16 protein-coding genes are annotated in these 21,146 nt (G+C 64.1%); 10 read left to right on the forward strand and 6 right to left on the reverse strand.

The annotated features are described in order from the left end of the window. Nucleotides 1-155 precede the first annotated feature (155 nt). Both putA and E8F12_RS01830 read right to left on the reverse strand, forming a co-directional pair. Entirely contained in the window at nucleotides 156-4,133 is a 3,978-nt protein-coding gene (gene putA / locus E8F12_RS01825; protein WP_280323584.1) for a trifunctional transcriptional regulator/proline dehydrogenase/L-glutamate gamma-semialdehyde dehydrogenase, read from the reverse strand. 323 nt (nucleotides 4,134-4,456) lie between these two features. Beyond that, nucleotides 4,457-5,026, reverse strand: coding sequence for a TetR/AcrR family transcriptional regulator (locus tag E8F12_RS01830; protein WP_280323585.1), 570 nt, complete (start codon nucleotides 5,024-5,026; stop codon nucleotides 4,457-4,459). Nucleotides 5,027-5,436: 410 nt separating this feature from the next. Between E8F12_RS01830 and E8F12_RS01835 the strand changes: the two genes are divergently transcribed. Then, the gene (locus E8F12_RS01835; protein WP_280323586.1) at nucleotides 5,437-6,318 is read left to right on the forward strand and encodes a DMT family transporter; all 882 of its coding nucleotides are present in this window, start codon (nucleotides 5,437-5,439) and stop codon (nucleotides 6,316-6,318) included. A gap of 151 nt (nucleotides 6,319-6,469) precedes the next feature. Here the strand turns inward: E8F12_RS01835 and E8F12_RS01840 are convergent, their stop codons facing one another. Further along, nucleotides 6,470-6,781 carry a transcriptional regulator gene (locus tag E8F12_RS01840; protein WP_280323588.1) on the reverse strand — a complete coding sequence of 104 codons (312 nt, stop codon included), beginning with the start codon at nucleotides 6,779-6,781 and terminating at the stop codon, nucleotides 6,470-6,472. Between the two features lie 285 nt (nucleotides 6,782-7,066). Between E8F12_RS01840 and E8F12_RS01845 the strand changes: the two genes are divergently transcribed. Next, complete coding sequence (locus E8F12_RS01845; protein WP_280323622.1) at nucleotides 7,067-7,759, forward strand: endonuclease I family protein; 693 nt, start codon at nucleotides 7,067-7,069, stop codon at nucleotides 7,757-7,759. A gap of 91 nt (nucleotides 7,760-7,850) precedes the next feature. On the opposite strand, the gene E8F12_RS01850 is transcribed toward E8F12_RS01845, so the two are convergent. The 3 genes from E8F12_RS01850 to E8F12_RS01860 all read right to left on the reverse strand — a co-directional run bounded on the left by E8F12_RS01850 (nucleotide 7,851) and on the right by E8F12_RS01860 (nucleotide 12,744). Then, a complete protein-coding gene (locus E8F12_RS01850) occupies nucleotides 7,851-10,112 on the reverse strand; it encodes an ATP-dependent DNA helicase (protein WP_280323623.1) in 2,262 nt (753 codons plus the stop codon). Nucleotides 10,113-10,114: 2 nt separating this feature from the next. Continuing rightward, entirely contained in the window at nucleotides 10,115-11,746 is a 1,632-nt protein-coding gene (locus E8F12_RS01855; protein ID WP_280323589.1) for a VRR-NUC domain-containing protein, read from the reverse strand. 92 nt (nucleotides 11,747-11,838) lie between these two features. Next, entirely contained in the window at nucleotides 11,839-12,744 is a 906-nt protein-coding gene (locus E8F12_RS01860; protein ID WP_280323591.1) for a LysR family transcriptional regulator, read from the reverse strand. Between the two features lie 79 nt (nucleotides 12,745-12,823). Between E8F12_RS01860 and E8F12_RS01865 the strand changes: the two genes are divergently transcribed. From E8F12_RS01865 to E8F12_RS01900, 8 genes are all read left to right on the forward strand, one after another. Then, nucleotides 12,824-13,333 (forward strand): DMT family transporter, encoded by a 510-nt coding sequence (locus E8F12_RS01865; protein WP_280323592.1) that lies wholly within the window; start codon nucleotides 12,824-12,826, stop codon nucleotides 13,331-13,333. A 288-nt stretch (nucleotides 13,334-13,621) separates the two neighbouring features. Further along, entirely contained in the window at nucleotides 13,622-14,941 is a 1,320-nt protein-coding gene (locus E8F12_RS01870; protein ID WP_280323593.1) for an NAD(P)/FAD-dependent oxidoreductase, read from the forward strand. A 72-nt stretch (nucleotides 14,942-15,013) separates the two neighbouring features. Next, nucleotides 15,014-15,445, forward strand: coding sequence for a RidA family protein (locus tag E8F12_RS01875; RefSeq protein ID WP_280323594.1), 432 nt, complete (start codon nucleotides 15,014-15,016; stop codon nucleotides 15,443-15,445). Between the two features lie 11 nt (nucleotides 15,446-15,456). Continuing rightward, entirely contained in the window at nucleotides 15,457-16,134 is a 678-nt protein-coding gene (locus tag E8F12_RS01880) for a DUF1028 domain-containing protein (protein ID WP_280323596.1), read from the forward strand. After that, nucleotides 16,127-17,299 carry an acetylornithine deacetylase gene (argE, locus tag E8F12_RS01885; protein WP_280323597.1) on the forward strand — a complete coding sequence of 391 codons (1,173 nt, stop codon included), beginning with the start codon at nucleotides 16,127-16,129 and terminating at the stop codon, nucleotides 17,297-17,299. The genes E8F12_RS01880 and argE overlap by 8 nt, the downstream gene beginning before the upstream one ends. A gap of 280 nt (nucleotides 17,300-17,579) precedes the next feature. After that, nucleotides 17,580-19,259, forward strand: a complete 1,680-nt coding sequence (gene rpsA, locus E8F12_RS01890; protein ID WP_044875460.1) for a 30S ribosomal protein S1 — start codon at nucleotides 17,580-17,582, stop codon at nucleotides 19,257-19,259. 149 nt (nucleotides 19,260-19,408) lie between these two features. After that, nucleotides 19,409-19,687, forward strand: coding sequence for an integration host factor subunit beta (gene ihfB, locus E8F12_RS01895; RefSeq protein WP_226283900.1), 279 nt, complete (start codon nucleotides 19,409-19,411; stop codon nucleotides 19,685-19,687). 243 nt (nucleotides 19,688-19,930) lie between these two features. Continuing rightward, nucleotides 19,931-20,986: a Wzz/FepE/Etk N-terminal domain-containing protein gene (locus E8F12_RS01900; RefSeq protein ID WP_280323598.1), complete on the forward strand. Its 1,056-nt coding sequence runs from the start codon at nucleotides 19,931-19,933 to the stop codon at nucleotides 20,984-20,986. Nucleotides 20,987-21,146 lie beyond the last annotated feature (160 nt).

The following is a 21,146-nucleotide window of genomic DNA, read 5'->3' on the forward strand; positions in this document are numbered from 1 at the left end:
GGGGTGACGGTCGAGCCGTCCAGAGGGAAACGGGTGCTCCCGGATAGGGAGGCCCGATTGGAAGCCGTGGCTTCCGGGTGACGCTATCCGACGCTCGGCCTTGTGGACCGGGCGCCGGTTTGCAGCGGTGCCGCGCCCGCAAGCGCGGCGGTCGGTCAGCCGATGGTCATCAGGCTGGCGTTGCCGCCGGCGGCGGCGGTGTTCACGCTGATGGCGCGCTCGATCAGCAGGCGCTCCAGCGGGATCGCGGTCTCGCCCTGGGACAGGCCCTGGACGCCGATGATCGGACCCTTGCGGCTCGCGACCTGCTGGCAGACCGAGCGCAGCTGGTCGGAGTCGCCGTGGTGCAGGACGGCGTCGAAGTCGACTTCGGACTGGCTCCAATCGGCGACCAACTGGATGCGCGCCTGCACGACCTTCGGCAGGCTGCCGCGCAGCTTGCCGGTCAGCTCGTTGGTGGCCCAGAGCGCGTTGCTGCCAACGGCCAGTGCGGCAGCCAGCTGGGCAAGCAGGTCGGCCTCGTCGTCGGCCAGGCACAACACGGTGTCGCGGGGCAGCAGCACATAGGTGTTGCGCTCGCCGGTCGGGCCGGGGAGGACGCGACTGAGGCCACTCTGGGACTGCCCGGCGAAGCTGTCGCAGAGGCTGGCCAGGTTTTCCTTGCCGTTCTTCGCGGCCCAGGCTTTCAGCGCTTCCAGCGGTTTGCCCAGGCGGTCATGCAGCGCGTCGCGCTGCTGCGCATCGGCGACGTTCTGGCCGTCCAGGCGCTGGAAGGTGCGGCTCACGCCGTCGGCCGGGCGGGTGGCCAGCAAGCGGTACATGTAGAGCGGGCCGCCGGCCTTCGGACCGGTGCCGGACAGGCCTTCGCCACCGAAGGGCTGCACGCCGACCACGGCGCCGACCATGTTGCGGTTGACGTAGAGGTTGCCGGCATGGGCCTTGTCCACCACCTTGGCGATGGTCTCGTCGATGCGGGTGTGCACGCCCAGGGTCAGGCCGTAGCCGGTGCCGTTGATCTGGTCGAGCAGGGCGTCCATGTCCTCGCGCTTGTAGCGCAGCAAGTGCAGCACCGGGCCGAAGATCTCGCGCTCGAGGTCGTCGAGGTTTTCCAGTTCGATCAGGGTCGGCATCACGAAGGTGCCGCGCTGCATCACGTCACCCTCGGTGCGGGCGATCTGGAACACGCTGCGGCCTTTGCTGCGCATGGCCTGGATGTGCTTGTCGATATTGGTCTTGGCTTCGGCGTCGATCACCGGGCCGATGTCCACGTTCAGTTGCTCGGGGTTGCCGATGCGGCACTCGCCCATGGCGCCCTTGAGCATTTCCACCACGCGGTCGGCCACGTCTTCCTGCACGCAGAGCACGCGCAGGGCGGAGCAGCGCTGGCCGGCGCTGTCGAAGGCGGAGGCGATCACATCGGTCACCACCTGTTCGGCGAGGGCAGAGGAGTCGACGATCATGGCGTTCTGGCCACCGGTTTCGGCGATCAGCGGGATCGGGCGACCCTGGGCGTCCAGGCGGCCGGCGACGTTGCGGGCGAGGATGCCGGCGACTTCGGTGGAGCCGGTGAACATGACGCCCTTGACGCGCTCATCACCCACCAGGGCGGCGCCCACGGTGTGGCCGAGACCCGGCAGCAGCTGCACGACACCTTCCGGTACGCCGGCCTGGAGTAGGATGCGCACGGCCTGGGCGGCGATCAGCGGGGTCTGCTCGGCAGGCTTGGCCAGCACGGTATTGCCGGCGGCGAGGGCCGCGGCTACCTGGCCGGTGAAGATTGCCAGGGGGAAGTTCCAGGGGCTGATGCAGACCACCGGGCCCAGCGGGCGGTGGCTGTCGTTGGCGAAGTCATGGCGGGCCTGGGCAGCGTAGTAGCGCAGGAAGTCCACGGCCTCGCGCACTTCGGCGATGGCGTTGGCGAAGGTCTTGCCGGCCTCGCGGACGAGGACGCCCATCAGCGGCTGGATCTCGTTTTCCATCAGGTCGGCGGCGCGGTCCAGGGCGGCGGCGCGCTCCACCGGCGGGGTGGATTGCCAGATCGGTGCGGCGGTGATGGAGGCCAGCACGGCATTGCCGACGTCGGCGGTGGTGGCGTTCTGCACATGGCCGACCACATCGCGGTGATCCGCCGGGTTCAGCACCGGCTCGGCCGGGCCTTCGCTGGTCGGGCAGCCGAGCATGGGTTGGGCGCGCCAGTTGGCATGGCCGCTGCCCAGCAGGGCGCTGGAGAGGGACGCCAGGCGGTGTTCGTTGGCCATGTCGATGCCGCTGGAGTTGATCCGGGCGTCGCCGTACAGGGCCTTGGGCTGCGGGATGCGCGGGTGCGGCAGGCCCAGGGCGCCTTCGACCGTGGCCATGGCTTCGGCGCTGGCGACCGGGTCTTCCACCAGTTCCTTGATGGAGATGCTGTGGTCGGCGATGCGGTTGACGAAGGAGGTGTTGGCGCCGTTTTCCAGCAGGCGGCGGACCAGGTAGGCCAGCAGGGTTTCATGGGTGCCGACCGGTGCGTAGATACGGCACGGGCGGTTCAGCTTGCCGTCGGCCACTTTGCCCACCACTTGCTCGTACAGGGGCTCGCCCATGCCGTGCAGGCACTGGAACTCGTACTGGCCCGGGTAGTAGTTCTGCCCGGCGATCTGGTAGATGGCCGACAGGGTGTGGGCGTTGTGGGTGGCGAACTGCGGGTAGATGGCGTCCGGCACGCCCAGCAGCTTGCGCGCGCAGGCGATGTAGGAAATGTCGGTGTAGACCTTGCGGCTGTAGACTGGGAAGCCTTCCAGGCCGTCGACCTGGGCGCGCTTGATCTCGCTGTCCCAGTAGGCGCCCTTCACCAGGCGGATCATCAGGCGGTGCTGGCTGCGGCGGGCGAGGTCGATGACGTAGTCGATCACGTACGGGCAGCGCTTCTGGTACGCCTGGATGACGAAGCCGACGCCGTTCCAGCCCTTCAGGCTGGGTTCGAAGCAGAGGCGCTCGAGCATGTCGAGGGAGATTTCCAGGCGGTCCGCTTCTTCGGCATCGATGTTCAGGCCGATGTCGTACTGCTTGGCCAGCAGGGTCAGGGACAGCAGGCGCGGGTACAGCTCGCCCATCATGCGCTCGTACTGGGCGCGGCTGTAGCGCGGATGCAGGGCGGAGAGCTTGATGGAGATGCCGGGGCCTTCATAGATGCCGCGGCCGTGGGAGGCCTTGCCGATGGAGTGGATGGCCTGCTCATAGGAGGCGTAGTAGCGCTGGGCGTCTTCCTCGGTCAGTGCGGCTTCGCCGAGCATGTCGTAGGAGTAGCGGAAGCCCTTGGCTTCGAAGCTGGTGGCGTTGGCCAGGGCTTCGGCGATGGTCTCGCCGGTGACGAACTGCTCGCCCATCAGGCGCATGGCCATGTCCACGCCCTTGCGGATCACCGGTTCGCCGCTCTTGCCGATGATGCGGTTGAGCGAGCTGGAGAGGCCGGCCTCGTTATGGGTGGACACCAGCTTGCCGGTGATCAGCAGGCCCCAGGAGGCAGCGTTGACGAACATCGAGGGGCTCTGGCCGAGGTGCTGCTGCCAGTTGCCGGTGCTGATCTTGTCGCGGATCAGGGCGTCGCGGGTGCCTTTGTCCGGGATGCGCAGCAGGGCTTCGGCCAGGCACATCAGGGCCACGCCTTCCTGGGAGGACAGGGAAAACTCCTGCAGCAAGCCCTGGACGATGCCGGCGCGGCCACTGGCGCTCTTCTGGTTGCGCAGCTTCTCGGCGATGCCGTAGGCGAGCTTGTAGCTGGCCTCGGCCATCTCGGCGGGCAGGCGCGCCTGCTCCAGCAGCATGGGTACGGCTTCCTGCTCGGGGCGGCGGTAGGCGGCGGTGATGGCGGCACGCAGCACGGACTGCGGCAGGATGCTTTCGGCGAAATCGAGGAACGGCTGGTGGGCGGGCTCGGGCAGGGCTTCGAGCGCGTCGTGGTCACCCTCGGCCAGGCGGTGGGCGATGCCCTGGAGTTCCGGCAGGGTCATGCCGCTTTCCAGGCCCTCGAGGTAGCTGAAGATCGCTTGCTTGATCAGCCAGTGCGGGGTGCGCTCGATCTTGCGTGCAGCTTCCTTGAGACGATCGCGGGTTGCCTCGTCCAGTTTCACGCCAAGGGTGGTGCTCGTAGCCATTTCTTGTCCTCTTTTCAGCCGTGGTTGACGGCGTTAGCGGCGCAAAGAGTAGCGATGTCCTACAAGGGGTGCAACCGAGTGCAACCAAAGGTTGTACATCTGCAGGCGTTGTCCGGATGAAAGGTAGATGCAAGGACCCTAAAGGGTTGCACCTTGCTGGTGCGGACTCCCCGGGTTCCGAGGGATTCGCAATGAGTTGCCGGCTCGGCAAGGAGGGGTGCAACCCAGGTGCAGCCGGCTTCGGCCCTACCTGGAAAGCATAGGCGGCCCCCGGCGGATGCCGAGGGCGGACGAGGGCAGGCGACGGAAGGTGCCTGGTGGGCTCAGGCCCTGGTGGCTTGCGCGGCTTCGACCTGGGCGAGCAGGGTCTGGCGGGCGCTGTCGAGGATGCGGTCGGACAGCTCTTCGCTGGCGACGCTGCGGGAAAGGGTCAGGGCGCCCACCAGGGTGGAGAGCATGGCCAGGCTCTGCTCGGCGCTGCCGGTTTCCTTTTCCAGCAGTTCCAACAGACCGGTCAGTACGCCGTCGGTGATGGGGCTGGCATTGCCGCGCTGGCCCAGTTCGGCGGACATGGTGGGCAGCGGGCAACCCTGCTCGGGGTGGGCGCGGTGCTGGGGCGAGAGGTAGCGCTCGAAGAAGCTCTTCAGCGGTTGCTCCTTGGAAAAGGCCTTGGCCCACTGGACATTGGCATCGTTGGCCGCTGCCTGCAGGGCTTCCTCCACCAGGGCGTCCTTGGATTTGAAGTGCGCGTAGAAGCCGCCGTGGGTCAGGCCCAGGGCCTTCATCAGGGGCTGCAGGCCCGTGGCGTCTATGCCCTCGCCGCGGAACCGGCGGGACGCCTCGGCGACGATGCGCTTATGGGTTTCGGCTTTGTGGTCTTCGGGATAGCGCATGGCGGTCGCCTCGTTCGGAAGATTGATATGGCGATTGTAATTCCACATCCCCCAAAGCGCGAGCCGGATCATCGGCTGCGGCGCCGGGGAAGGGCGGGTTCGCCCCGGCAACTACCGGGGCTTTTTTCCCGGTGTCGGGCCGAAGGCTGGCCTGGGCCGACCAGAATGGGCATCGCTCACTCCTCTGGAGGAAGGTGGGTTTGTAGGAGCGAATTTATTCGCGAAGGGCAGCACAACTGCCCCCCCTTGTGTTGCCGGGTCGGACCGGCGGCCCCGATCGCGAATGAATTCGCACACAGAAATTCGCTCCGCCGTCCGGCCCTTGAGTCGCCCAGTCTTAGCCGATATCTTGAGGCACCTAATCGTTAGTCTGCTACCAAGTCCCTCGCCGCAGACGCCCCGGACCTTTGATGAGCGCGCAAAGCCCCCTGTCGCAACGCATCGACCAGCCGCTGAAAGGCATTGTCCTGGTCTGCCTGGCTACCTTCCTGTTTTCCAGCCACGACGCGATTTCCAAATACCTGTCGGCCTTCTATCCCATCGTCATGGTGGTCTGGGTTCGCTACCTGGTACACACCCTGCTGATGGCGGGATTCCTGCTGCCGCGGGAGGGCATGCGCGTGCTGCGCACCAAGCGCCCCCTGCTGCAGGTAGCGCGGGCGCTGTGCCTGGTGGGGGTGAGTCTGCTGTTCACCACCGGCCTGCGGCATATCCCGCTGGCCGAGGCGACTTCGGTGATCTTCCTGGCGCCGCTGCTGGTCACCGCGCTCTCGGTGCCGCTGCTTCGCGAACGGGTGTCCCGCATCCAGTGGGTGGCGGTACTGGTGGGCTTCGGCGGGGTGTTATTGATCGTGCGGCCGGGCAGCGCACTGTTCACCCCGGCGATCCTCTTCCCCCTCGCGGCCGCCGTGTGTTTCGCCTTCTACCAGTTGCTGACGCGCATCGTTTCCCGAACCGACAGCTCGGCCACCAGCAACTTCATCACCGGCCTGACCAACACCCTGGTCATGAGTGCCCTCGTGCCCTTCTTCTGGCACCTGCCGGACAGTCTCGGCCACAGCCTGCTGATGCTGGCCCTGGGTACCTGCGGCATGGGCGGGCATATGCTGCTGACCCAGGCTTTCCGCCATGCCTCGCCGCCGTTGCTGGCGCCTTTCGGCTATGGGCAGATCGTCTTCGCCGGCCTGCTGGGGCTGCTGCTGTTCGAACATGCGCCGGACCAGGTGGGCCTGTTGGGCATCGCTATCATCGTCGGCAGCGGGCTGTTCATGGCCTACGCGCAAAAACGCTAGCGCTGCACAGAAGTAGGGTGCGCCTTGTGTTCAGCCGGGATGATGGCCGACCCGAGCACAGGAAGCGGTGCGCATGGCGCACCCTGCAGGCAGCCATTCAGCCATTCAGCCATTCAGCCATTCAGCCATTCAGTCATTCAGGCATCCAGACTCAAGCGCTTTCGGCCTCTCGCGAATCTACGTAGTCCTTCAGCCACCTGAGTACCTGTACCGGCTCCCAGCGGGCTGGGTCGAACAGGGCATAGGCCTGGCCCTGGTAGCCCACCACATCGAGCTGCCGGTGATAGCCGGCGCGCTGGAACAGCGCCTCTATTTCTGCCAGGCAGGTGTTGAAATGCAGGCGCCCAAAGGGCGTCTTGCCATCGGTCACCAGGCCTTCCAGGTGCAACTCTTCCACCGCATCGCGGATCTCTTCCGGGGCCATCCGGCTCACGGTGTATTTCAACTGGCGTACATCCAGCATCTTGGGTGTCCTCAGGCGGCTCAGTGCAGCCGCCGGCTGGCGAACAGGGGCTGTACCTGGCCACGGGGCGGAAAGGGCAAGGGCAGTTGGTAGGGCACGGGGATTGTCGATGGAACAGGTTGCTCAGGCATCTGCAAGCGGATCGGGGCTGATACAGGCATAGGACTTTTCCTGGATTACTGTATATTTATACAGATATCAGTTGCCGTGGTCCGATGGCAACCAAACCAAAGGAGAAATCTGTTGTCAGTCATTTCCCCTGACGCAGTACCGGGAATAAGAAGCCTGATGATCCGCTCTATCTTGCTGTTTTGTCTGTTGTTCTCCGCCGCCACCGAAGCCGCCGCCCCCCGAACCTTCAACGAAGCCAAGAAGGTTGCCTGGAAGCTCTATGCCACCCACCCGGTGGAGTTCTATTGCGGTTGCCGCTACGAGGGCAATCGGGTGGACCTGAAGAGTTGCGGCTACGTGCCGCGCAAAGCGCCGCAGCGGGCCAAACGCATCGAGTGGGAGCACATCGTCCCGGCCTGGGTGATCGGCCACCAGCGCCAGTGCTGGCAGAAGGGCGGGCGCAAGAACTGCACCGAGAACGACCCCACCTACCAGCGGGCCGAGGCCGACCTGCACAACCTGGTGCCCAGCATCGGCGAGGTGAACGGCGACCGCAGCAACTACAGCTTCGCCTGGCTGCCGCAGAAACCCAGCCAATATGGCGCCTGCCCGATGGTGGTGGATTTCAAGGCGCGCAAGGCCATGCCGCGCCAGCAGATCCGCGGGATGATCGCGCGCACCTATTTCTACATGAGCGACCGCTACGACCTGCGCATCTCCAGTCAAGACCGCAAGCTCTACAACGCCTGGAACCGCCAGTACCCGGTGGAGGCCTGGGAGCGCAACCGCAACCAGCGCGTGGCTTGCGTGATGGGCTATGGCAATCCCTTCGTGGGCAACGTGGATATGAGCGCCTGCCGGCGCTAGAGAAGATCGCCCAACGAGCGCTGCGCCGAAGGTAGGGGGCGTCGTGCGCACCGCTGAGCCGGTCCGGGGATCCTGGTGCGCGCAGCGCATCCTACGGAGAGGCTCGTGGTTTCTCCATGGACCACCAGGCGGGCAATAACCGCTGCACTTCCGGCCGGGCGAAGCGGTCGTCGATCAAGTACACCACGCCCCGGTCTTCAGTTGTGCGGATCACCCGCCCGGCGGCCTGTACCACCTTCTGCAGGCCCGGGTAGAGGTAGGCGTAGTCGTACCCGGCGCCGAACAGGCTGGCCATGCGCTGCCTGAGCTGTTCGTTCACCGGGTTCAGTTGCGGTAGGCCGAGGGTGGCGATGAAGGCGCCGATCAGGCGTTCGCCCGGCAGGTCGATGCCCTCGCCGAAGGCCCCGCCAAGCACGGCGAAGCCTATGCCCTGGCCGCCGGCCTCGAAGCGCTGGATGAAGGCCTGGCGCTCGGCTTCGTTCATTTGTCGCGCCTGCAGCCAGATGGGCACTTGCGGCTGCTCGCCGGCGAACAGACCGGCGACCTGCTGCAGGTAGTCGTAGCTGCCGAAGAAGGCCAGGTAGTTGCCGGGGCGCTCGCTGAACTGCCGGGCCATCAACTCGGCTATGGGCGCGAGGGAGCTGGCGCGGTGCTGGTAGCGGGTGGAGACCTCGGCGGCAACGCGCACCTGCAGTTGCCCTGCATTGAAGGGTGAGTCCACTTCCAGCCAGGGCGTATTGCGCGCCAGCCCCAGCAGGTCGCTGTAGTAGTGGCGTGGGTTGAGGGTGGCGGAGAAGAGCACGGTGGAGCGGCTGGCGGCGAAGCGCGGCTCGAGGAAGGGCGCCGGCACCAGGTTGCGCAGACACAGGCGCGACAGGCTACTGCCGCCCCGGCCTGGGCGTTTGCTGAGGTCGAACAGTGAATGGCTGTCGAACTGCTCGGCCATGCGGCCAAATTGCATGGCTTCGAAATAGAAGTCCTGCAGGGCGTTGTCCCGCGCCGTGGGGTTGTCGGTGAGGTAGTCAGTGACAGCGTTGACCGCGCCTTGCAGGGCATTCAGCAGTTTCTGCGGTGGTTCGGCGTAGGCGCAGTAGTCCTCCGCCTGCTCCTTGTTCAGTTCGCTCCAGCTGCGGCCGACCCGCTCCAGGGGCTTTTTCAGTACGGCCGGCGCCGTCTTGCGCAGGGTCTTGAGGCTCAGTTGGTCGAGCTCGGCCGAATACATCTTGCGCGCCCGGTCCACCAGGTTGTGCGCTTCGTCCACCAGCACCGACACGCGCCACTGGTTGGCGCTGGCCAGGCCAAAGAGCAGGGCGCTTGTGTCGAAGTAGTAGTTGTAGTCACCCACTACCAGGTCGCTCCAGCGCGCCATTTCCTGGGCCAGGTAATAGGGGCAGACCTGATGGGCGAGGGCGACCTCGCGCAGGGCCTCGCGATCCAGCCAGCGCCGCTGCGCAGCCGCCTCTCGCGCCGCTGGTAGACGGTCGTAGAAGCCCTGGGCCAGGGGGCAGGATTCGCCATGGCAGGCGCTTTCCGGGTATTCGCAGGCCTTGTCGCGGGCCACCAGCTCCAGTACGCGCAGGGGTTCTGCGCGGATCTGGTGCAGAGCGTCGAGAGCCAGCTGGCGGCCAGGCGTCTTGGCGGCGAGGAAGAACACCTTGTCCAGGGACTGGCGCTGGAAGGCCTTGAGCAGCGGGAAGAGGGTGCCGAGGGTCTTGCCGATGCCGGTGGGCGCCTGGGCCATCAGGCAGCATCCGGTGCTTACGGCCTTGTACACGGCTTCGGCGAGCTGGCGCTGGCCGTGGCGGAACCCGGCGTGGGGAAATGCCAGGGTTTCCAGCGCGGCATTGCGTGCGCCGGCATGGGCCAGCTCCTGCTCGGCCCAGGCGATGAAGCGCTGGCACTGTTCCTCGAAGAAGGCACGCAGGTCGCAGGCCCTGTGGCGCTCGGTGAAAAGGGTTTCCTTCTGGCTGCCGATATCGAAATAGACCAGCGCCAGTTCGATCTCCGGCAGTGATTGCTGCTGGCAGAGCAGCCAGCCGTACACCTTGAGCTGTGCCCAGTGCAAATGCCGATGGTTGGCCGGCATGCGCTGAAGGTCACCTCGATAGGTCTTCACTTCCTCCAGGCGGCCTTGCGCCGGGTCGTAGCCATCGGCGCGACCGCGTACCCGCAACGGACCGAACTCGCCGCTGAGGGCCAGTTCGGTCTGGTAGCCCTCGCCTCGGCGGCTGGCCACCAGGGCATGACCGGCCATGCCTTCCTGGGCGGTGGGGGCGGGCGTGAAGCGCAGGTCGAGGTCGCCGCATTTTGCAGTGAATTCGCAGAGCGCACGCACGGCCACGCTGTAGGCCATGGTCAGGGCTGTGCCCACTGCACGTAGCAGACGTCCACGGGGATCTCGTGGCGGGCGCAGAATTCCAGCCAGCGCAACTGGTTGTCCTGCAGGCGGTCGCCGGGGCCCTTCACTTCGATCAGGCGGTAGCGGCGTTCTTCTGGCCAGAACTGGATCAGGTCGGGCAACCCGGCGCGATTGGCCTTGATATCGGCCAGGATGCGCTGGAAGCATGCCTTGAGCTGGGCGGCCGGCAGGCAGGCGAGGGCCTGCTCCAGCAGCTCCTCGTCCAGGTTGCCCCAGTAGACGAAGGGCGACAGCAGGCCGTGCTTGGCGGCGTAGGTGCGGCGGATGCTGACCTGGTAATCGCCGCTGTCCAGTTGCGCCAGGCAGGCGTCGAACAGGGTCGCGCGGCGCGCATGGAAGTCCGGGCTGAGCAGGTCCGCCGGGCCGTTGTGGAAGGGGTGGAAGAAGGCGCCGGGCAGGGCGGCGAAGATGGCGTCCCAGCAGAGCAGGCCGAACAGCGAGTTGAGCAGGGTGTTCTCCACGTAGTGCACCGGCGCACCTGCTTCATGGAAATGCAGCAGCACGGCGTGCTCCACCGACAGCGGCTCTTGCGGTTGCGGCAGGACCAGGTCGATGCGCCGTACCGGCGCGCTGCCGGCCGGCGACTCCTTGGGCAGGCCCAGCTTGCGCCGCAGGCGCGGCAGGATGCGCGCCAGGTGCTGCTCCTCCTCTTCGCTCTCGGGAGCCGCGCAGGCTTGCTGCGCCAGGCCGAAGGCGTCGTCGCAGGCGCCCAGCCGCTCCAGCACACGGATGCGCCGTACCCGGGCACCGGGGTACTCGCAGAGGCCGTACAAGCCAAGCGCCGCCTCCAGCAGATCGCCACGTTCACAGTGCTGGCCGACCTGGAACAGCAGCTTGCGTCGCCGTGCGTCCAGCCAGGGGTTGGGATGGGGCTCCAGGGGCAGTGCCGGCAGCAGTTCGTCCAACGCTTCGCCGGCGTCGAAGCGTTCGCGCCAGTGGTGCAGGCGCAGGTAGTAGTCCAGGTCGGTGCGCTCGCGGAAGCCACGCGCCGAGGCGTCGATCTCCACCTTCTCGTACTGATAGATCCCGAGGTCGGCGAGGACGAACTCGGACCAGTCCTGATAGAGGTTGCCGAAGAACATCAGCCGCAGCCGGTCGCAGATGTCCATCAGGCCGAGGGCGTAGACGCAGTCCCGGCTGGCCGGGTACCAGGCGGCGAAGGGGCGTGGCTCGACATGCTCGGCGAGCAGGGCCTCCAGGCGTTCGGACTTGCGTCGCGGCGACTTGCCGAAGCAGGCATCGACTTCGCCCAGGGTGAGCAGGCCGAAGAGCTGCACCACGTCCAACTCGGGCGCCGCATCGACCCAGCCCACGGCCACCAGTGGCGCTGCCGCGTCGACGGTATCGCCGATCTCGGCGTAGTTCAGCTTGCTGGCGCGAAACAGCGTGCCCTTGCGCATCACCATACGCACCAGCAACGCCTGGGAGGCGCGGGGCAGGGCGCGGAAGCCTTCGATGAAGGCTTGCTCCTCGGCGGTCAGCAGATCGCTGTAACGCTCGCCGATCCAGTCGAGCAGGGTATGGAAGTTGTGCAGGTAGTAGAAGGGATCTTCGAGGGCGGCGGGCATGGCGAGGATAAGGACGGCCGGGCTATTACTGTGGATTTATACAGATATCAGGCCCGACCGGTACGCGGCAAATGGATTTCGATCAGTGGGATTCAGGTGGCCGCAGCCTGCACCTGGCTGCGCAGCCAGTCCAGCCCTGGGTCGCCCGTGCCGCGCTGGTGCCAGGCCAGATCGAAGGCGAAGCCTGGCAGCACGAAGGGAGGCGGCACTATCACCAGGCTGCGGTCCTCTACTTTGCGCAGGCCGCGAGTGGCGACGGTGAGGATAAGGTCGGTGCCGGCGATCAGCTCCGGCGCCACGTTCCAGTGGGGCAGGCGAACGGCGATACGGCGGCGCTCGCGGATCCGGGTCAGGGCGCGCTCGATCTCGGCGGCACCGCCGCCGCTCATCTCCACCAGCACATGGGGGCGGGCCAGGTAGGTGGCGAGGTCGAGGCTGCCGTCTGCGGGCAGACTGGCGCGCTCCAGCAGGCACGCGAAGTCTTCCTCGAAGAGACTGGTGCTGCGCAGGGGGGCCGGCAGTTCCGGGAATACGCCGGCGGCCAGGTCGATTTCGCCGTTCTGCAATTGTTCCAGCATGGCTTCGCGGCTGCCCTGGCTGATCTCCAGGTCGATTCCTAGAGCCTCGCGCCGCAAGGCGCGGGACAGTGCCGGCAGCAGGCAGGCAGCGCCATAGTCGGACATGGCCAGGCGGAATTTGCGCCGGGAGGCAGCAGGGTCGAAGCCGCTGGGAGCCAGCAGCGCCTGCACCCGCGCCAGGGTTTCAATCAATGGACGTTGCAGCTCCAGGGCGCGCGGAGTCGGTACCAGGCCGCCGCCGCTGCGCACCAGCAGCGGGTCGCCCAGCAGGTCGCGCAGACGGCCCAGGGCGTGGCTGACCGCCGGCTGGCTCAGGTGCAGCCGCTCCGCCGCACGGGTCACGTGTTGCTCGGCCAGCAGGGCGTCGAGCACGACCAGCAGATTGAGGTCGATGCGGCGCAAATCATTCATTTTCTGCATGATCACAAGACGAAATAAGAATTTAAATTTGTTCCATCTATTACATAGAGTCCAGGGAAAAGTTTCCGGAGGACCCGTCATGTCATCGATGCAATCCATTCTTTATCTGGTGCTGGCAGTCGTTGCGGGCGCCGTGGTGCCCCTGCAGGCCGGTGCCAATGCGCTGCTCGGCAGAGGTCTGGGGCATCCGCTCTGGGCAACCCTGGTATCCCTGCTGGTGAGTATTGCCGTATTGCTGCCGCTGTTGTTGGCGCTGCGGATACCGATGCCGGCATTCGGCTTCGCCGCCAAGGCGCCGGCCTGGGTGTGGACGGGTGGAATCTACGGCGTCTGCTTCATTTCCCTGGCGCTGATCCTGGCGCCGCGTCTGGGCGTGAGCGGCTTCGTCGCCGCGGCGGTGGCGGGGCAGATGCTGGCGTCGCTGGCCCTCGATCACTTCGGCCTGATGGGGCTGCCGGAGCGGCCGCTGAATATGGGCAAGGCGCTGGGAGCCCTGCTGCTGGTGGCCGGGGTGGTGGTGCTGCAGGCCTTCAGTGTTGTCGAGGCGCCCGGTCCGGCCGGGTCCATGCTGGAGCGCTCGGGTACCTAGCGGGATGGGCGTGGCTCCAGGCCACGACTACTGTTACTGGCGAGGCCGATTTTGCGAGCGCCGCGGGGTTCGCGAAACCATTTAATTTGTCGTGCCTGAAGCTAAAAAACCTATATCCAAAGCCTTCTGCCACGCGGGCCCCGTGCTTTCCGTGCGGGCAGCTTTTTCCTAGCCAGCGACTACAAAAATCATAATTTCGCGAATCCCTGCCTCTGAACAGAATGCGGCCAACACCCACGATAGCCGCAACAGCAAAACAACAATGATCAGGATCAGAGGAGGCAAGCCATGACCGACCTGAATCAACCCGCCTTTCAGAACTGCACAGGCAGGGCAGGTGACGTGACGGAAATAGATACGCTTGTGGTCGGCGCCGGCCAGGCCGGTGTGGCCATGAGTGAACACCTGAGCAAGCTCGGGGTGCCTCATCTGGTCCTGGAGCGCAATCGGATCGCTGAAGCCTGGCGCACCGGGCGCTGGGACTCGCTGGTTGCCAATGGCCCGGCCTGGCACGATCGCTTCCCGGGGCTGGAGTTCGACGGCCTGGCCCCCGACGCCTTCGCCTCGAAGGATCAGGTCGCGGCCTACTTCGAAGCCTATGCCAAGAAGTTCGACGCCCCGATCCGTACCGGTGTGGAGGTGAAGTCGGTGATCCGCAACGTCGACCGGCCGGGGTTCACCATCGAAACCTCCGAAGGCGTGATCCGGGCCCGCCACGTGGTGGCTGCAACCGGACCTTTCCAGCGTCCTGTCGTTCCGCCGATCGCACCCAAGGACGAACGCCTTACCCAGATCCACTCAGCGCAATATCGCAATCCGCAGCAATTGCCCGAAGGCGGGGTGCTGGTGGTGGGAGCGGGTTCGTCCGGGGTGCAGATCGCGGACGAGCTGCAGCGTGCCGGCAAGCAGGTCTATCTCTCGGTCGGACCGCATGATCGCCCGCCACGCGCCTATCGCAACCGCGACTTCTGCTGGTGGCTGGGTGTGCTCGGCCTGTGGGATGCGGAAGCCGCCCAGCCGGGCAAGGAACACGTCACCATCGCCGTAAGCGGGGCCCGTGGCGGCCATACCGTCGACTTCCGGGGCCTTGCCCACCAGGGAGTAACGCTCGTCGGCCTGACGAAGTCGTTCAATGATGGCGTGGTGGCCTTCCAATCGGATCTTGCCGAGAACATCGCTCGGGGCGATGAGAACTACCTGTCGCTGCTGGACGCCGCTGACGCCTATATTGCCCGCAATGGCCTCGACCTTCCCGAGGAACCTGAAGCCCGTGCCACCTACCAGGATCCGGATTGCGTGACCAATCCCGTTCTGGAGCTCGACCTGGTGGCGGCCGGCGTTACCGCGATCATCTGGGCGACCGGCTACGCGGTCGATTACAGCTGGCTGAATGTCAACGCCTTCGACGCAAAGGGCAAACCGCAGCATCAGCGCGGCGTTTCGACCGAGCCTGGCGTCTATTTCCTGGGCCTGCCGTGGCTGTCGCGTCGTGGTTCCACGTTCATCTGGGGCGTTTGGCACGACGCCAAGCACATTGCCGACCATATCGCCACGCAGCGCAAGTACCTCGCCTATCGCGATGCCTCGCAGCGCCAGGCAGAAGACTGATCGAAAGAACAGTCCAGAAGGCACATGCCCCGATTCGCACATTCATCAAGTCAGAATAATGGAAGTAAGTTGATGCCTACTCATACCCGTATCCGCATGTTCAATACCAAAGATACGTATCCGAACCAGACGCTGGATAACGACCTCTGCCAGGCCGTGCGCGCCGGCAACACCGTCTATGTGCGTGGCCAGGTGGGGACCGATTTCGAAGGCCGCCTCGTGGGGCTGGGAGACCCGCGTGCCCAGACCGAGCAAGCGATGAGGAACGTCAAGCAACTGCTGGAAGAGGCGGGCAGCGACCTGTCTCACATCGTCAAGACCACCACCTATCTGATCGACCCGCGCTATCGCGAGCCGGTCTACCAGGAAGTGGGCAAGTGGCTGAAGGGCGTATTCCCCATTTCGACTGGTCTGGTGGTCTCGGCCCTGGGCCAGCCCCAGTGGTTGATGGAGATCGATGTGATCGCGGTGATCCCGGACGACTGGCAGCCGGCGCAGGCATAAGGAGCAAGGCTATGACGTTCTCCATCATCGGTCGTTGCCCTGAAACCGGGCAGCTCGGTATTGCCATCAGCTCGTCCAGCATCGCCGTCGGCGCCCGTTGCCCTTGGGTGCGGGCCGGGGTCGGAGCCGTGGCGACCCAGAACGTCACTCTGCCGGCCCTGGGGCCGCAGATCCTTGACCTGCTCGACGGTCAACAGCTGGAGCCTGCAGCAGCCCTGGACCGGGCATTGAGCAGCAATGGCTGGAGCCAGTACCGGCAAGTGACGGTGATCGACAGCCAGGGCCGGGTCGCTTTGTTCAGTGGTAGCGAGGCACTGGGTGTACACAATGCGGTGGCCGGCGAGCAATGCGCCGCAGCCGGCAACCTGCTGGCTGGGACCCAGGTAATAGAGGCCATGGTGCAGGCCTTCGAGACTGCGACGGGGCTGCTCGCCGACCGCCTGCTGGCGGCTATGCACTCCGCCATGGCGGCCGGGGGCGAAGCCGGACCGGTGCATTCGGCGGCGCTGAAGGTGGTGGGTGATCTCACCTGGCCGATCGTCGATCTGCGGGTGGACTGGGCGGACGAGGACCCCATCGGGCAACTGGACGGCCTCTGGCAGGCCTATCGGCCGCAGATGCAGGATTACCTGACCCGGGCGCTGGACCCCACCGCTGCGCCCAGCTACGGGGTGCCGGGCGATGAGTGAGTCGACCAGTCGCCTCCTGTTGGAACAGCTGATCGGATTCGCGACCGTCAGTCGGGATTCCAACCTCGAGCTCATCGCTTTCATCAGGGACTACTTGGCGGAGCGGGGGGTGGAGAGCGAGCTTTTCTACAACCAGGAACGCACAAAGGCCAACCTGTTCGCCACCATCGGTCCTCGCGACCGGGGTGGCATCGTGCTTTCCGGGCATACGGACGTGGTGCCGGTGGAAGGCCAGGCCTGGTCGATCGAGCCATTCCGCCTGACGGAGAGGGAAGGGCGCCTGTACGGACGCGGTACGGCCGATATGAAGGGCTTCATCGCTTCCGTGTTGGCCGCTGTACCCACGTTCCTCGAACGGCCGCTGACGATACCGGTGCATCTGGCTTTCTCCTATGACGAGGAGGTGGGGTGCCTGGGCGTACGCCCCATGCTGGCCGAGCTGGAAAAAAGACGGCACAGGCCGCGGCTGTGTCTGATCGGCGAGCCCACCGAGCTGAAACCGGTGCTCGGGCACAAGGGAAAACTGGCCATGCGTTGCCAGGTGCAAGGAGCCGCCTGTCATTCGGCTTATGCACCCTACGGCGTCAACGCCATCGAATACGCGGCGCGGCTGATCGGCAAGCTGGGGGAGATAGGGGCTGAACTGGCAATGCCGGAGCGCCACGACGAGCGCTTCGATCCGCCTTTCTCCACGGTGCAGACCGGCACCATCAAAGGTGGGCGGGCGCTGAACATAGTTCCCGCGGAATGCGAGTTCGATTTCGAGGTGCGGGCACTGCCAGACTTCGACGCCCGACAAGTGGCCGACGAACTGCAGTCGTTCGCCGAAACCGAGCTGTTGCCGCAAATGCGCGCTGTACAGGCTGGCACCGGCATTCGCCTGCAACCTTTGAGCGCCTATCCTGGGCTGGCTACTTCAGCGGATAGCGAGGCGGCGCAGTTACTGGCGTTGCTCAGTGGTTCGACGGAGTTCGGTACCGTGGCCTTCGGCACCGAAGGCGGGTTGTTCGACCAGGCGGGTATTCCTACCGTGGTCTGTGGCCCGGGCAGCATGGATCAGGGGCACAAGCCGGACGAATTCATCAGCCTCGAGCAGCTCGCCGGCTGCGACGCCATGCTGCGCCGCCTGGCGCTTCATCTCCAGAGCGGAGCCAGTCTGCTGTAGAGTACCGCACCCTCAAGAAATGCTTGGGGCGCGGAATTGACGGGCGTCAGCCCCGTTGCTAACATTCCCGTCCTTATATCGGCTCGATTCCTCCGTCCGGAGGCTGAAAAAGTCGGTGTCAACCCTGAGATTTGCGTCACTGTCGGCCTTGGCTGGGAGTGGCGCCACTGGGGCGACGCAGGATACCAGCTTCGATCCTCGTCGCTTCTATTGATGACTTGACCGCATTGGCTGGAGTGCGGAATAGGGCCTTTCCTGGCCTTTGACTACAGGTATGAACATGAGCGAAAGCTTTGCAGAACTTTTTGAAGAAAGCCTGAAATCCCTCGACATGCAGCCGGGTGCGATCATCACCGGCATCGTGGTCGACATCGATGGTGACTGGGTCACCGTCCATGCTGGCCTGAAATCCGAGGGCGTCATCCCGGTCGAGCAGTTCTACAACGAACAGGGCGAGCTGACCATCAAGGTGGGTGACGAGGTCCACGTTGCGCTTGACGCGGTGGAAGATGGCTTCGGTGAAACCAAGCTGTCCCGCGAAAAAGCCAAGCGCGCCGAGTCCTGGCTGGTTCTGGAAGCCGCCTTCAACGCCGAAGAAGTGGTCAAAGGCGTTATCAATGGCAAGGTCAAGGGCGGTTTCACCGTCGACGTCAGCGGCATCCGCGCGTTCCTGCCGGGCTCCCTGGTGGACGTGCGCCCTGTGCGCGACACCACCCACCTGGAAGGCAAGGAACTCGAGTTCAAGGTCATCAAGCTGGACCAGAAGCGCAACAACGTTGTCGTTTCCCGTCGCAGTGTCCTGGAAGCCGAGAACAGCGCCGAGCGCGAAGCTCTGCTGGAATCCCTGCAGGAAGGCCAGCAAGTCAAAGGTATCGTCAAGAACCTCACCGACTACGGTGCGTTCGTTGACCTGGGCGGCGTAGACGGCCTGCTGCACATTACCGACATGGCCTGGAAGCGCATCAAGCATCCGTCCGAGATCGTCAATGTTGGCGACGAGATCGACGTCAAGGTCCTGAAGTTCGACCGCGAGCGCAACCGCGTATCCCTGGGTCTGAAGCAACTGGGCGAAGATCCGTGGGTCGCCATCAAGGCGCGCTACCCGGAAGGCACCCGCGTTACTGCCCGCGTTACCAACCTCACCGACTACGGCTGCTTCGCCGAGCTGGAAGAGGGCGTGGAAGGCTTGGTGCACGTTTCCGAAATGGACTGGACCAACAAGAACATCCACCCGTCGAAAGTCGTTCAGGTTGGCGACGAAGTGGAAGTTCAGGTTCTGGACATCGACGAAGAGCGTCGTCGTATCTCCCTGGGCATCAAGCAGTGCAAGTCCAACCCGTGGGAAGACTTCTCCAGCCGCTTCAACAAGGGCGACAAGATCTCCGGCACCATCAAGTCGATCACCGATTTCGGTATCTTCATCGGCCTGGAAGGCGGCATCGACGGTCTGGTTCACCTGTCCGACATCTCCTGGAACGAAGTGGGCGAAGAAGCCGTACGCCGCTTCAAGAAGGGCGACGAGCTGGAAACTGTCATCCTCTCCGTTGATCCGGAGCGTGAGCGCATCTCCCTGGGTATCAAGCAACTGGAAGACGATCCGTTCTCCAGCTACGCCTCCCTGCACGAGAAAGGCAGCATCGTTCGCGGCACCGTTAAAGAAGTTGACGCCAAAGGCGCTGTAATCAGCCTCGGTGGCGAGATCGAAGGCGTTCTGAAGGCTTCCGAAATCAGCCGTGACCGCGTTGAAGACGCGCGCAACGTGCTGAAGGAAGGCGAAGAAGTCGAAGCCAAGATCATCAGCATCGATCGCAAGAGCCGCGTAATCAGCCTCTCCATCAAGTCCAAGGACGTTGATGACGAGAAGGACGCCATGAAGGAACTGCGCAAGCAGGAAGTCGAGTCCACCGGCCCGACCACCATTGGTGACCTGATCCGTGCTCAGATGGAGAACCAGGGCTAATCACCCTGCTCCATCAGCAAGAAGGGCGGCCTAGGCCGCCCTTTTTGTTGGCTGCGATTTCCCTTCAGGGATTTGTGCTGTTCAAAGCCTCCCTGGCGTGCTAAAAACTCATAGAGCTGATCTAGCCGCTTGAATTAGAAGGGAAAACCATGACCAAGTCGGAGTTGATCGAACGAATTGTTACCCATCAGGGCCAGCTGTCGTCCAAGGATGTAGAGCTCGCCATCAAGACCATGCTTGAGCAAATGTCGCAGGCGCTGGCGACGGGGGATCGTATCGAGATTCGTGGTTTCGGCAGTTTCTCCCTCCATTTTCGGGCTCCGCGCGTCGGCAGAAACCCGAAGACGGGCGAATCTGTGCGCCTGGATGGCAAGTACGTGCCTCACTTCAAGCCGGGGAAGGAGCTCAGGGATCGCGTCAACGAATAACGTACCGAGGGGTATGCGCGGCTGGCGGCATCGCACATGGGCTGGCTCATCGTGCGAGGTGGTGTTTTGTGGTGATCTGTTGTGCCACATCAACATGTCGGTCCGGGGTCTCGGCGGGTTATGCTTGTAATCTCCTGATCCTTTGGCAGAATGGTCTGGTTTTCGCGTTCTGGCTTCATGCACGCAGCCCGTGTTGCGGGGAGGCTATCTAAATAAACAATTCGGAACAGAGATGGATCTGCAGTGAACGATAGCGTTAATCCCGCCCGTGATCAGCAATATAATGAAATTGATCTCATTGAACTTGTTCGATCTGTCTGGAAATATAAAATCTTTATTTCGGTGGCAGCATTCGTTGGTGGTTTTATTGCTGCGGGCTATGCATATTTAAGTTCGCCTGTTTATGAGGCGAGAATATCTTTTTTGCCGCCCTCACTGAGTGATATCGCTCCCCTTAGTTCTGGGCGAAGCCAGATCGGTCTTGCTCCATTTTTGGTTGGTGATGTTTATTCGGTTTTTACGCGCAATCTTGAGTCCGATGATTCGCTTCGTCGATTCTTCAAGTCGGTCTATCTGCCCTCCCTGCGTGAGCAGGATCGAGATGGCGTTTCAAGGGGAAAGCTCTACAGTCGTTTTCTCAAGGAATTCAATGTGGTGGCGCCCGATAGGCTTCGCCCTGATCGTTATTCCCTGGTGGTCCAGGGCGAGGACCCGGAGCAGATCAGCGGCTGGATAACCACCTACGTCAACCAGGTGGCGGGTGAGTCGCTCGAGCAGGCGATCCAGGACGCTCGACGTGAAGTCGATGTGGCCGCCAGTAATCTGCAGCAGCAGATCGCAACGCTGCGGGCGACCGCCAAGGCCCGTCGTGACGACCGCATCATCCAATTGAAGGAATCGCTCAAGGTGGCCGAGGCGGTCGGGCTGGTAAAGCCGCCGGTGCTCAGTGGTCAGACGAGCGACCAACTGAACGCCATCATGGACGGCAGCCTGACCTACATGCGTGGTTCGAAAGCGTTGCGCGCAGAATTGAACGCTCTGCAGTCCAGGGTGTCTGACGATCCTTTCATTTCCCCGCTTCGTGGCCTTGAAGAGAAGTACGAGCTGTATGCCAGCATCGCGGCTGTGTCCCCGAAGGTCAGGGTGTTCCGCCAAGACGGCGACGTTGTGGTGCCAGATGAGCCGATAAAGCCCAAGAAGACCCTGATCATTGCCCTTGGGGTGGTCCTGGGCGGCATGCTGGGTGGAATATTCGCTGTGGCTCGGGTCGTGTTGAGGCGGCGCGCTTCTTTTGTCTGACGTATGCCCCGAAGCCCGGCGCGGAGGCGGCTGCTTCGGCCAGGTGGCTATTCATGTTGGTTTGCAGGGGCCTGGATTGGGGCGGTGCCGTAGGTGTTGACGCCTATGCCAGTTTCGGTCGGCTACTTCTGCTTTGGTCTTGAATTCGAATTTTCTGGAG

This window comes from Pseudomonas sp. BN102 (genome assembly GCF_029871245.1).
Taxonomy (GTDB): Bacteria; Pseudomonadota; Gammaproteobacteria; order Pseudomonadales; family Pseudomonadaceae; genus Metapseudomonas.